Origin of the sequence: Catenulispora sp. GAS73 (genome assembly GCF_041262085.1) — a bacterium.
Taxonomy (GTDB): Bacteria; Actinomycetota; Actinomycetes; order Streptomycetales; family Catenulisporaceae; genus Catenulispora.
Genome location: NZ_JBGCCM010000067.1, coordinates 1 through 12,256, shown reverse-complemented (window position 1 = coordinate 12,256; position 12,256 = coordinate 1). Strand labels below are relative to the sequence as shown.

Below are 12,256 nucleotides of genomic sequence, written 5' to 3'. Positions count from 1 at the left end.
TCACAATCATTGACCTACACCTCCCCTCCGAAATCGCGTTCATCAGGGTCCTGTGATCAGTACCCCGTGGTAACAGCGGCGACGTCGTCGCAAACGAAGTCGAAGTGTAGGCTCGTCTGCCCGTCTCCGATACCGACGTGAATTCCTTGGACGCCCTCGTTAACCGGGGAGTTGATCCGCCAGTCCAGCGAATCCTCGGGCGCTTGATGGAATCCGATGGCGAACTCGGTGGCCCGAAGCCCGTGCGGGCCCGCGAACTTGCTGAACTCTTGCGTGACCTCTTCGCCGTCCATCTCGACGGCATCGATGACTCCGTTGCTAATCCGGACCCGGGTACGTGCCGACGCAGCTCGACGGGCCAATCGGCGCGCATCGAGAACCACGGTGTCGTCGGCGTGATATGCACCGGGCGCGTAGGCGCACAGAATCCCCGAAGGCGACAGGACGCCGTCGACGACGAACGGCAGCGGGAGGCCGGAGGTAAACGTCTCGGTGTAGATCTCTGTCGCGAACTCGAAGAAGCTCGCAAGTGAGACCGGCTCGCCGACCGGGACCTCCAGGTCCTGAAGCATCGTGAACTCGACTTCTGGGCCAAAGCCGACCTCAAAGCGCGTGCCATGGTCGCCTTCGAAACTCATCTTGCTGGACTCCTCGACGAATTCCAGCGCGGCCAGGTGTCCCTGCAGCATGCCGGCGAAGTCCATGCGCGCCAGGTGACCCAAGGCATAGGACACGGCCTCATCGCAACCGTCGAACGCGGCCAGCGGAAGCCACAGGGATCTGGACTTCGCGAAGGAATCGCCGAGGAAGGCCTGCCGGGCATAGTTTTCATCTCGGGTCAGGATGACGAGCGCGGCCGAAGGCACGGCATCCGACGTCTCAGTCAGCTCATCTACTCGTCGGTACGGCAAGCCCAACGCAGAGGCCCACGACGCCGATACGGCGGAATCAGAGACGATGGTGGGGACCACGCCGCCATACAACTGCAGAAGATGCGTCATCTACGTGAGTCCTCCTTAGGGAACCACTTCGCGCCAGAACCGCCCGAACGTCCGGGCAGCATATGGTTCATCATTCGCCTGTTGTGAAACCGGTATCTTGCATGGCGTCTACGGGCGGACGAGGTCAGAAACTTGAGTGCCGGACGTGATTGGTGCGGCTTTCCTCGAGAGCACGTGTCGCGGACCTTCCACTGCGTTCAGCTTTCTATCACGGGTCCGGTCACTCACTGTCGATGACTATCGATGCGCTTGGATCATCTGACGAAACCAACACGCAGAGTCTATACAGCCTCGCTGCCAAACAACTGTCAAACGCCTGCCATGCACCTGACCGCTCCGAGATCTATCCAGCGAAAGCGGTCTGAGCTGGTGTGGAGGCCAGTGTTATCGGATTCGTTTCCCGCATTGCGTGATCATTTCCCAATGTAATCCTGCGGCTGCCAGCAGCCTCCACCGCCGTGCCGCACCGACGCCGGGAAAGTTGCCGTTCAATACCACACGGCCCACTTCCGTTTGGTTCAGCATTGGCGAAAGCGTCGAACACGCCGACGCCGTATTCGCAGCTGCTCCCACAACCGCGGCCGGCGGCGCGGAGGGGTCACGTCCACTGAAGTGGTGTAGAAGTTCTTGGTTCAGGCGGTCTTGAACCGCTCCGGGTTTGATCTAGACTCGATCTTTTTGTAAGGATTGAGTGGTTATGACGTACAGAGCGAAGCCATACCCCCAGGACCTGCGTGAGCGGGCAGTGCGCCTGGTCCTGGAGACGACGGACCAGTACCCGTCCCGGGACGCGTGTCGCGGGCCGGGCGCAGGATGAGCTCGACAAGTTCCTCGCTGATCGGCGGGCGTCCCGGCGGGCGGGGCCTGTCGCCACCTGGCCGCGACCAGCCGCCGGTGCCAGCGCAACACCGTGCTGGGGGTGACCAGCCGGTAGGCGCGAAGGTGCGTGGGCATCAGCCGGATCAGCGCCGCGAACAACGCGCGGTCGGCCCACTCCAGCCGCGGCTTCGGATTGGCCCGGCGCAGGATTGCGACCTCGCGGCCCAGTACGAGCAACTCGACGTCTTTGGCCGCGCCGCTACGACGGAGCAACACCAGCCAGGACGCTATCCGACAGAACAGGAGATACATCAGACGAGGGGACACAACCATCCATCATTCCGCATCAGACGTCGCGCCGGATCGAAACGTCCCAGGTGAACGCCACGGCGGTGTTATTGAACCCCACAGGCCTCTGACTGTTGCGCAGCTAGAACGCGTGATCCGTCTTGAACGGAACGGCGTTCCGAGGCTCACAACGCAAGAGGGCTCACTCGGCGAAAGCTTCGATTGCCACGGCCAGACGGTCACCGGTGAGCTCCTGTTGCAGATCACTAAGACGCTTGGCGATCTGCGGCAGCAGCTGCGACTGATTGCCGAAGGCGACGCTCGCGTAACCATGCTCCGGCGCCACGAGGACGGCGGTCCGATACCCGGCCAGCCGCCCGTTGAGGTACATCTGGCCGGAGGGACCGAGCGCCCAAGCGAGGCTGTAGGTCATCGGGTCTTCGGCTCGGGTGCGCGGCCGACGAATCTCCTCCACGAGCGCCGGATCGGCAAGCAGGTGCTCTGCGAACGAGAGGTAGTCCTCCGCGCAGGACCAGAGTCCGCCGCTGGGACGCCGCCCGCGTGGGTAGTCCTCGATGGACAGCGCGGTCTGCCCGTCCCAGCCCGTGATCGGCGCAGCTGGGGTATCGAAGCCGGTGTGGCTCAGGCCCCACGGCGTGAGCAATGTGCTGTCCAGCGCCTGCTCGTAGCTGGCGCCGGTGACTGATGCGAGAAGACAGCCGACCAGGAAGTAGTTCCCGTTGTAGTACGACCAGCTCTCGCCGGGCACCTGCTCATTGCCTGCTCGCACGACCAGCCGTGCCGCCTCCATGAGGACATCAGGCCCCCGACCGAGCGCGGCCACGGTCGCCCCGTCCACCGACTCCCGCAGCCCAGAGACCTGCGCGAGCAGTTGCTCAACGGAGATCGCATAATCGGCTCGCCAATCAGCGGCCAAACCTGGCAATAACTCGACCGCCGGCGTAGCAAGCGGAATCCCCCGCTCTGCGAACGCCCGGACCGTCGCCACCGCAGTGAGCGGCTTCGTCAGCGACGCGATGCGGAAGATCGACGAGCCGTCGGCCTGGATCAGCCCCTCGGTCTCGAACGTACGCCGCCCACCCCGCGAGACCCCGACAACCGCGCCCGCAGCCACCGTGCCCATCCGCCACCTCCGTCGATATCCGCTAAACCGGTCGATAATTGTACGACGCCCACCAAGCCCCGGTACGGAAAGTCGCTGCCGGGCGCCCGGCAGTCGCTCGACTTCGCTCAGCCTCGCTGATGCGGTGCCCGGGGCGACACAGCTCGCCTTGAATCCGACGGATGCCCAACGCCAATGCCATGTGAACAAGGTGGCCGGGGTGACAACTCGGTGCGCCCGCAAAGCCCGGTCACTTCCAGTGAGTTTGGACGCGCAACCGGGCGGCGAAAAACGGCGACTCGGTTGCAGCAGCGCCGACCGCAGGTCACGTGCAACGCGGCTGGCGGTTCCCGAAAGCCTCCTCATTTTGGCACAGTCTCCTCCACGTCGCTGCCAAACCACTGTCGCGTTGATGTTGCGCGGCTGTCGCGAAGAGAGGCTCAGCTGAACGCCGACTGTCAATGTCGATGCGATCACCCCTATCCGAAGCTCGGTGTGCCCCCTGGCAGAAAGGGGCCGCAGGGCATTGCTAGTGTCGCGTCAGGCAACGTTCGCCTTGGTGACGATCTGACGTAGTCAGAGGTCGTGTGCGTGTCGGTTCCGCCAGATGATGTAGCGGCGGATCATGTTGCCCTGCTTCTTGTGGCTGGCGTGGTCCATCCCGTAGAGGGCGAAGTGCGCAGCGCGGTGGACTGAGCTTCGATGCGGTTGAGCCACGAACTGTTGGTCGGCGTGTAGGCGATCTCGACGTTGTTGGCTGGGCCCAGTCCGCTATCCGGAGGCACCGCCGGCTGGTCAGGTGGGTGCCGTAGTTGTCGCAGACCACGTGCACATCCCCGTTGGCGGGGACCTCTTCGTCGATCTTCGCGAGGAACTTCTTGAACTGCGCTGGCGGTGCAGCAATCCGATGACCTTGCCGCTGGCCGGGACCAAGGCCGCGAACAGCATGGTCGCGCCCGAGCGCACGTAGTCGTGGCTGGCCCGCTCCGGTACACCGGGCATTATCGGCAATACCGGCCGCGACCGGTCTAGCGCCCGAATCTGCGATTTCTCATCCACGCACAGCAACCAGGGCCCGCTCGGGCGGGTCTAGGTACAGCCCGACCACGTCGTGGACCTTGTCGACGAAGAACGGATCGGTGGACAGCTTGAACAAGTCCGCGCGGCGCAGGGCCAAGCCAAAGTCCCGCCAGATCCGGGACACGGTCGTCTGCCACCTCATCGGGCGAGGAGCGACAGTCAAGTCCGCCGCCCGGGTGGTCGGTTTCATCGGCGCGAATGCTGCGCCAGGTTCGATCACGGGGCCGACAGTGCGGGTCGTGGTAATTCGGAGGGCGCAGTGGCATCGCCGGCCAGAGGCCGCGTCGATCAGGCCGTCCGTCCGGCCGGTCTGCCAGCCGAGCGCCTGAACCGTTGCGCTCGCAGCGAGGCAGGCTACGGCTCCGGACCACCCATATCATCATGCCTCGCCCGCCGTACCGGCGCCGATCGCTCCATGATCGCTATCGGATTCCGCTGCGAGCAAGTAGCTTCGTTTCCGTGCCCCAGCAGAAACCGCGCACGGACTCGACGGCCGAGTCCACCGGTAAGGCCAGGCCGCCCCGAACCGCGCGCCCCGCCCTCCGCAAGGTCCTGCGCACCGGCCCGACACTGAAACCGCTGTCCAGGCCGAAACGGTTCTCCATGGCCTTGATCACGTTAATCATGCTCCTGATCGGCGTTGCCTACCTCGTCACGCACCGCACGGACCTGCCGCGGCAAGCCGGATGGATCGGCCGATCAGGGCACCTGACGATCGTCCAATGCGACCCGGTGCGGTTGTCCCGAGGCAGCGTCGTTTATGACTGCTCCGGGGTGTTCACCTCGGGCAACGGCAGCACGCCATCAGCGCTCGCACACCTCAACGACACCTCGTCCTCCCAATACCCCTTCGGCAAGGTTCTGAAGGTGACCTTCGACGGCGACCACACGGCCTACCCGGTGGGGTTCCGTCCCGCCGTCGACGCCCTGGCCAAGCTCATGTTCGTCGGCGTCGCGATCACCGGCATCGGCATCCTGCTCGCCGGCCTGGCCCTCGGAAGCCCGGACGGCTGGCGTCGCAGGGTCGCCGGCCGCGCCTTCCTGGTCGGCTTCGGCCTGTTCCTCGGCGGCTGCGCGCTCGCGCTGCTGCTCGCCGTCATCGGCCTGTTCTGAATCGCTCCGATAGTGTTTCGACTCTGCTCTGACCGTGTCCTGCCCGCACCGTCGTGAGCGCAGCCTCGCAGTCTATGACCCGGCATCACTCATGGTTACCTTAGCTTGCCGCTTAACCACAGGCGTTGATCAATGCTCTGCTGTTGGTTCTGGAACCAGGTTAAGCTTGGACCGCAGCGCGGGATGCTCTGCTTGTCGAGGTAGTCCTGGAAGGCTGTTGGTGGTCGTTGGGGTGTGCTTTCGCCGGGGTGTCGCCAGCTAGTGCCGTCCGGCGGCATGAGGTTTGACCGGCAATCGGCGTCTATCCCGCTTCAGCGTTCGAGATCGCGACGGAGTTGCCACCCGCTGCCGACTTCGAAAGATCCGGTACCGGCAGCGCCTCATCGATGGCTGCACTTGCTGGCACCGCACTCGCACCACCACGCCGAACCGCGGTAATCAGTGCTACCCGCCCGAGATGCCTGTCGGGATCACCATCACCGACGTGCGGGTCCGGCGACCCGTTGCTGGACGTCCGGGCCGGAAGGCGCTCGTGTCCGGCAAACGGAGGCAGAACGCGATCAAGACCACCACGTTCGGCAACGGCCAGGGCCGCACGCTGTTCTCCGGGGTGGCAAGGCTGGGACGGGTGCCCGATCAGACTGCGCTGAGCACCGAGGGTATCGCCGAGCGCTTCCGGCGGTTCCCAATGTCCGCTCCGAGGTTGACGAAGGCTGCCGGGTCCTAGCCAACGAGCTCCCGCACTAGGTCAGCGCTCCGCCCAAGCCAGCTGGCTTCGTGACGTCGAGCAGCGAAAGATCGAGCAGCCCGCCGACATGGGGAGCAGCTTCGGAGGGGATGACGTAGTGGTCACCCATCCCGTCGTCGAAGCTCTCGAATGCGTCACTCGCTCCCTTCACGGGGAGCATGGACGTCAGCGTCTTCCCACCTGCAGTCTTGCACCATCACGCGGTCCCCAGTAAGCAGCGGGACCAGCCGGGGCTGAGCAGCGATCGGCTGCGACTGCGGTGCCGTGGTGATGTCGGAACTGTCCGCAGAGACTCCAGTCTGCATGGCGGCGACGGCCAGAGGCGCAGTCGCGACGATCAGGCCTTTGTGCCGAGAGCGCGACGCCTTCTTCGCAGTTCTCGGATCCGTGGACGAATGAGAGGGCTGTGTAATCCGGTTGAGATCCGTTGATCCGCGCGCGGCAGTCGGCGCGGATCGCGACGGGCCGCGCAATCACCCCACGCGCACGCCGAATGAGCGGGCTTCAGCCGAGTACAGCGAAAACGACAAGGCCGGGAGTGGGCGAAGTAACGCAGACGGTCTGCTTACCGTTACCTAACCATAGGTACCATCCGCGGCGTAGACGGAGACCTTCGGAATCTCCGAGTCGAGGGATTTTGAGTTAAAGCTTTGATTGACACCTTCGGCGGTGAACGCCACCCAGCCGGGTGAACCAGTCAGTGTCAGTACCGAGGCCGTCAAGCGCCGGCCACCGATGTCGACTGTGATCACTACCGGCGTTCTCGAACCGTGGTAAATACCCGCCCACAATGTCGTCGAGCCGACAGCCCGGCTGATGACGACGGCCGAGTTGGTGTCGTGGGGAACCTGGACCGTGTCAGGCCGGTCGGCAGTCTCTCGAGAAGTGACGAGTGAGAGTCCTCCAGTGTTCAGCCACAGCACAGCGCCCGTTGGCGTATCTGTCCGTTGTCCGACTGCCACAGTCCGAACTCCGATCCCCGGCGTCGACGCACTGGAAACCGAAGTAGAGGATGCAGGAGGCCGTTGGCCGGTGGTCGCAGGCCGGGAAATCAGCGCCACACCCGGGACGACAACCGCCCCTACGGCAACTAGGGCGACGGCTGTCGTCACGTGACGCCGGTTTCGACGTCGGCGTGCCACAAGACCACGCTGTACGGTTTCCGCGACAGGCGAGGCATTGACGGCGACCCGGTCGGCAGCCCGGTGCAGCGCCTTGGCAAGAGTCTCATCGAAATTCATGAAGCTTCCTTTCCGCCAGTCGGGGCGGATGCCGAAATCTGTCCGTGCACCAGGGTTCCCGGCGAGTCGCTTCAGCCAACGATCCGTCGGTGCGCAACGTGGCCATGGCTTGGGACAACTGACTGCGCACCGTGCTCTCGCGGGTGCCCAGCGCCGCCCCGATCTGGGCGTGCGTCATTTCGTCGAAGTAGTACAAGACCACTACGGCCCGTTGCCGCGTCGGCAGTCGCGCCAAAGCCGCGAGCAACTGCTCGTCCTCGTCACTGGGCGCCTCGGCGGCGTGCGTCAACTCGGGCATGCGCGAGGTAAGCCATTCGCCGACCCGCCGCCGGCGGTACTGGTCCGCATGGCAGTGGACCATAATCTGGCGCACATAGGCGGCTGGATCATCGCTGTCGCGTACTCGCGGCCATTACACGAAAGCTCGTACCAGCGCGGTTTGTGCCAGGTCTTCGGCGTTGTGGTGACTGCCGGTCAGCAGGTAGGCGGTGCGAACCAGCGCCGACCTGCGGGCAGCCATGAAGTCTCGGAACTCGTCATCGGCGGTAGCGCTCACAATAGGCCTCGTCAAGGATTGTGGTGAATTGCGATGCGACAACGGGGTCGGCGCTGTGCGGCCGCAGCCTGCTAGCCGTTCTGCACGGTGAACTTCGGGCTCGCCGGCTCACGACTCGTACCAACCGTGTGCGAGTCGAAAGCGTAGAACGCGCCCCAGCTGGGATTGCCGGGCAACGAGATCACCTTCGCGTCCAGGTGCGCCCGTCCACCTCGATCGTGACCTTGGTGGTATCGGACACCGAGTGATGGCAGATGCCCGCCCATACCGTGCCGGAGGCGTCTTCCATCGCCATGGCCGAGATCTTGCCTGGCTGCCCGTCGGCAGCGCGCAACAGATTCGGCTTCGTCGCACGGCGCGCCTGCAGGTACAGCCCTTCCTTGGTCAGCCAGAAGGTGCTGTCGCCCACAATGATCGGTCCGCCGCTCGTGATGGCGGCCGCCGTGGCGGCCTTGGCGATCGGCTGATCCCTTACAGCGTCGGCGTGCGCGATCGGCTGAGCCGCCGCCGTGAAAGCCCGCGCCGCAGCCGTCGGAGCGGTTGCGCCCGCCGCAGTAGCGACGCCCGCTCCTACACCGAGCGCGCCGGTGACAGTGACGACGGCCAGAGCGATGCGACCGCGCTTGCGCTTGGGTAGACACATAGAATCCATCAGTGACTCCTCGGCTGGATGCGTCTCTCAGCTCGACTGGAGCTGGAGGAAACAGGTGCGACGCCCTGTTCACCCCCTAGACGTCGCCTGAACGGCGGGATGCTGCTTGTGTCGAATAGTCATACTGTGATGTGGTCACATGGATCCGAAGCCGTCCGCAGGCGACGGTGTTCCGTACCTTGTTTGCAAACGGTCTTGGGCGGCTCCGGCCCCTGCTCCGGATGCTGTTGGTGATCTTTACCGTCCGGCTCGGCTTGGTGCCCTTCTCGTGGTGTTCAGATCTGGTACAGGCCTCGCCGGTCGCGAGGACTCGGCCGACGTCGTGGACAGTGACGCGCTGGCGGTCACGCGAGCCGGGCGGCTGTCCAGGCCCCGGTCATGTCCAGCGGCTTCGCCCAGGGCCGGCGCAGGTCGGAGGCGAGGGGCTGGGCCAGACGAAGCTGGGTCTGAGCGGCGGCTTCGGATCGCCGCCGGACGGTAGGTGATCGACGGTCAGGCGGACCACCGTCCCCGACGATGACCGGCAGGTCGCCGGGGTGGAGACGTTCGGGGTGCTCAGGTGGCCGGGTCTGTCGCCCACGCCAATGCCGCTTCGAACTCGGCCCAGCGCGCGGTATACCTTGCCGGCGACGCGTCGACAAACGCACCGCGACGGCCCTGCGCCCTCGCAGCGTCACGAGGTAAGGAAGGCGCAAGGGGACGGGCGGCCGACACCGCGACACTCCCGGCGGCGGATCGCGAAATTGCCATGTTTCAGGCTCTCGGATCCGCAATTTCATCCAGAACGCCGAGCCTCAGGACAAAGCCCGCGTCTATAATGGGCTCGGAGTACAACTCACGAAAGTAAGAGCGCGGGTATTGTTACCGGGCTGGCAGTAGGACGCGCAGCGCTACGAAGCCAATTACCGACGAGGAGGACTGCCAATGTCACTCAGTACCGGCCCGACCGTACCGTCGCCGGAGCAGGTAGCCAGAGTTCTCGCGGAAGCCACGGCACTGGCGTCGTGGTGGAAGGAAGGCGCGCCCCGGCTGCGCGCGAGCGTGATCCGGCCGCTGGCCGAACTGGTCGGGAACGCGGCGGTCCCCGACGTACCCGAGCAGGATGAGGCCCAGAAGCTGGCCAACGACTGGGCAACTCCACTGTGGTCGCTGACCACCTCGGTCACCGCACTCACCGCGGGACCGCACGTCCCCTCCCAGGTCATCGAGGCGAGCGCGGCGCTACAGGACCTCGAGCTGCGCGCGGTTCGGTCGCGGGCAACGGAGGAGCATGCGGACGCGGCGGTCGCCCAACGCATCGCCGAACTGGCCGCGCTGCAGGCAGGTGCCACGAACGGCATCCGGGTCGCACACAACGGCCCGTACCTGCTCACCGGCGCGGAACGGCTGCGCACTCACCTCGGCGAGACCATCGAGTCCCGTCCCCAGATGGCACTATGCCGATGTGGCAAGTCGGACATGAAGCCGCTCTGCGACGGCGCCCACGCCGCAACCGGCTTCACCGGCGATAAGCGCCCCGAGCGGGTGCCCGACCACCGGGACACCTACGACGGCGCGTCGGTCACCGTGTACGACAACCGGGGCCTCTGTCAGCACTCCGGCTTCTGCACCGACCGCCTGAACACCACGTTCCACAGCGGTTCCGAGCCGTTCGTCACGCCGAGCGGCGGTCGGATGGACGACATCGTCGGTGCAGTGCGGGCCTGCCCGTCCGGTGCGCTGAGCTTCGGGATCGACGGCCGTGAAGCGCGCGAGCAGGTGGATCAGTTCAACCGGCCGGAGCAGGTCGAGGTCTCCAAGGACGGCCCATACCGGATCACTGGCGGCATCCCGCTCGTCGAGGACGACGGCGAATCGGTGCCCCGCCCGGCCGGCGCGTCGACCGAGCACTATGCGCTGTGCCGCTGCGGGCAGTCACAGAACAAGCCGTTCTGTTCTGGCATGCACTGGTACGTCGACTTCATCGACCCACCTCCCGTCGAAGAGCCGACGGTGTTCCAGTGGGCGGGCGGCTTTCCGGCGCTACTCAAGGTCACGACGTTGTTCTACGCAAAGTACGTCCCGCAGGATCCGCTGCTGTCCCCGCTGTTCGCGAAGATGTTGCCCGACCACCCCGAGCGGGTGGCGAGTTGGCTGTCGGAGGTGTTTGGCGGTCCCTCGCTCTACAGCGGCAAGTTCGGGGACTACAACCGGATGCTCAGCCAGCACATCGGCAAACGCCTTACCGAGGAACAACGTGGTCGGTGGGTCACCCTGATGGTCGCGGCGGCGAACGAGGCGCTGCTGGCCAACGACGCGGACTTCCGTGCCGCGTTCCTCTCCTACATCGAGTGGGGCAGCCGGCTCGCGGTGGAGAATTCGCAGTCCGACTCGAAGCCGCCGCTGAACATGCCCATGCCGCACTGGTGGTGGGTGTGTGACGCGACACCCTGGTCCCGTGTCGCGGCCCTTGCGCCCGAAGAGGTGGACGAGAAGCCCGCCGTGCCCGCCGCGGGGGAACAGGTCACCTTCGACCATGTGAAGACCCTATTCCGCACACGCGACCGGAACTCCATGAAGTTCGTCTTCGATTTGCACTCCTACGCGGACGTGAGCAGGCACGCCGACGATATCCTCACCCGGGTGCGCAACGGTTCAATGCCATGTGACGGAGCATGGCCGCCGGAATACGTGGCGATGTTCCAGCAGTGGATCGAGTCGGGCAAGCCGGAATAATCCGCGAATCACTGCGTGGGGCACCTCTCCGCCGTGATCGAATGGAGGCCACGGAGATGACGACCGATTTGAAGGCGGACGGGCTCGGCGTCCAGCCCCTCACGCCGCCGGTGGGTCGGGCGCGTCCACCGGTCGGCTGCGAGGAGACTGCCAGCTCAAAACGTGGCTGGCTACCCGCGTCGTCGTTGGCCCTGGCGACGGTCGCCGAGCCGGCGCTGACGGCGGCTGCCGCGGTCACAGTCCGTACCGCTACGCGGTTCTCCGTTTCATAGCCTCACCTTCACGCCGCCCGACCTCACCGGGCACTGGACCTTCGGGCTCCGGCCGACGACCTGAACGTCGTCCCGTTCTGCACCGGCCGGATACGGCGTGAACGTGTCCTCCGAGGACTCCTCACCGAGTACCGCAGAGCCTCATAAAAGCCCTGCGCCGAGACTTCTCAACCCAGGTCTGAGCATGTACAGGGTTTCGAAACCCCACAGGCAGATGCCGCGACGTCCGCACCCGAACCGTACCCGGCCCCGAGGAGGCCTCCGTTGCCCTCCCAGAGAATGTTTAGGCTGTGGCATACACCGCCGCGCCCGAAATGCCCTGCATGATCACCGCTCCGCCCTTGTCCTACAGATCATAGTTTGGCAGCCGGTTACGATCTGACCCCCACTCAAACGGGAGATCGCGGAATGAAGCCGGGGTGATTCGTTAGAAGCTGGTGAGGCCGATTTGTGCGACGCCGGGCATCTCGTCGACCCAGGCGCCGTAGAGGCCGTCTTCTTTGACGATGGCGGCGCCGTTGTCGGTCAGGACTGCGATGCGGCCGGCGGCGCTGTCGATTTGCAGGTCGGTGACGTTGCCCATCTCGGTGGGGCTCCAGGGGCTGAACAGGTTGCCGTCTTTGATGATGGCCTCGCCTGTCGTGGTCA

At 65.1% G+C, this 12,256-nt stretch carries 13 protein-coding genes and 2 pseudogenes; 4 read left to right on the top strand and 11 right to left on the bottom strand.

Annotated elements, in window-relative coordinates; genetic code table 11:
• Positions 1-56 precede the first annotated feature (56 nt).
• The 4 genes and pseudogenes from ABH935_RS49325 to ABH935_RS49310 form a co-directional block, all read right to left on the bottom strand.
• Positions 57-1,001 carry a hypothetical protein gene (locus ABH935_RS49325; RefSeq protein WP_370384952.1) on the bottom strand — a complete coding sequence of 315 codons (945 nt, stop codon included), beginning with the start codon at positions 999-1,001 and terminating at the stop codon, positions 57-59.
• 794 nt (positions 1,002-1,795) lie between these two features.
• Positions 1,796-2,147, bottom strand: a pseudogene (locus ABH935_RS49320) (hypothetical protein); the annotation flags it as partial.
• Positions 2,148-2,310: 163 nt separating this feature from the next.
• A complete protein-coding gene (locus ABH935_RS49315; RefSeq protein WP_370384951.1) occupies positions 2,311-3,252 on the bottom strand; it encodes a serine hydrolase domain-containing protein in 942 nt (313 codons plus the stop codon).
• A 555-nt stretch (positions 3,253-3,807) separates the two neighbouring features.
• Positions 3,808-4,057: pseudogene (locus ABH935_RS49310) on the bottom strand (hypothetical protein); the annotation flags it as partial.
• Here ABH935_RS49310 and ABH935_RS49305 point away from each other — a divergent pair.
• Positions 4,058-4,201, top strand: coding sequence for a hypothetical protein (locus ABH935_RS49305; RefSeq protein ID WP_370384950.1), 144 nt, complete (start codon positions 4,058-4,060; stop codon positions 4,199-4,201).
• Positions 4,202-4,282: 81 nt separating this feature from the next.
• Here ABH935_RS49305 and ABH935_RS49300 read toward each other — a convergent pair whose 3' ends face one another.
• Complete coding sequence (locus ABH935_RS49300; RefSeq protein ID WP_370384949.1) at positions 4,283-4,453, bottom strand: hypothetical protein; 171 nt, start codon at positions 4,451-4,453, stop codon at positions 4,283-4,285.
• A gap of 482 nt (positions 4,454-4,935) precedes the next feature.
• Here ABH935_RS49300 and ABH935_RS49295 point away from each other — a divergent pair, with 482 nt between their 5' ends.
• Together ABH935_RS49295 and ABH935_RS49290 are read left to right on the top strand one after the other, a co-directional pair.
• Positions 4,936-5,424 carry a hypothetical protein gene (locus tag ABH935_RS49295; RefSeq protein WP_370384948.1) on the top strand — a complete coding sequence of 163 codons (489 nt, stop codon included), beginning with the start codon at positions 4,936-4,938 and terminating at the stop codon, positions 5,422-5,424.
• A 457-nt stretch (positions 5,425-5,881) separates the two neighbouring features.
• Positions 5,882-6,151 (top strand): hypothetical protein, encoded by a 270-nt coding sequence (locus ABH935_RS49290; RefSeq protein ID WP_370384947.1) that lies wholly within the window; start codon positions 5,882-5,884, stop codon positions 6,149-6,151.
• Positions 6,152-6,167: 16 nt separating this feature from the next.
• Here the strand turns inward: ABH935_RS49290 and ABH935_RS49285 are convergent, their stop codons facing one another.
• The 5 genes from ABH935_RS49285 to ABH935_RS49265 all read right to left on the bottom strand — a co-directional run bounded on the left by ABH935_RS49285 (position 6,168) and on the right by ABH935_RS49265 (position 8,621).
• A complete protein-coding gene (locus ABH935_RS49285) occupies positions 6,168-6,332 on the bottom strand; it encodes a hypothetical protein (RefSeq protein ID WP_370384946.1) in 165 nt (54 codons plus the stop codon).
• A 415-nt stretch (positions 6,333-6,747) separates the two neighbouring features.
• Complete coding sequence (locus ABH935_RS49280) at positions 6,748-7,413, bottom strand: hypothetical protein (RefSeq protein ID WP_370384945.1); 666 nt, start codon at positions 7,411-7,413, stop codon at positions 6,748-6,750.
• Positions 7,400-7,786 (bottom strand): sigma-70 family RNA polymerase sigma factor, encoded by a 387-nt coding sequence (locus tag ABH935_RS49275; protein ID WP_370384944.1) that lies wholly within the window; start codon positions 7,784-7,786, stop codon positions 7,400-7,402. The genes ABH935_RS49280 and ABH935_RS49275 overlap by 14 nt, the downstream gene beginning before the upstream one ends.
• Before the next feature lie 39 nt (positions 7,787-7,825).
• The gene (locus tag ABH935_RS49270) at positions 7,826-7,969 is read right to left on the bottom strand and encodes a hypothetical protein (protein WP_370384943.1); all 144 of its coding nucleotides are present in this window, start codon (positions 7,967-7,969) and stop codon (positions 7,826-7,828) included.
• A gap of 181 nt (positions 7,970-8,150) precedes the next feature.
• Positions 8,151-8,621: a hypothetical protein gene (locus tag ABH935_RS49265; RefSeq protein ID WP_370384942.1), complete on the bottom strand. Its 471-nt coding sequence runs from the start codon at positions 8,619-8,621 to the stop codon at positions 8,151-8,153.
• Positions 8,622-9,662: 1,041 nt separating this feature from the next.
• Between ABH935_RS49265 and ABH935_RS49260 the strand changes: the two genes are divergently transcribed.
• The gene (locus tag ABH935_RS49260) at positions 9,663-11,336 is read left to right on the top strand and encodes a CDGSH iron-sulfur domain-containing protein (protein WP_370384941.1); all 1,674 of its coding nucleotides are present in this window, start codon (positions 9,663-9,665) and stop codon (positions 11,334-11,336) included.
• Between the two features lie 699 nt (positions 11,337-12,035).
• Here ABH935_RS49260 and ABH935_RS49255 read toward each other — a convergent pair.
• Positions 12,036-12,256: hypothetical protein (locus ABH935_RS49255; protein ID WP_370384940.1), on the bottom strand; the 221-nt coding region annotated here is incomplete at its 5' end.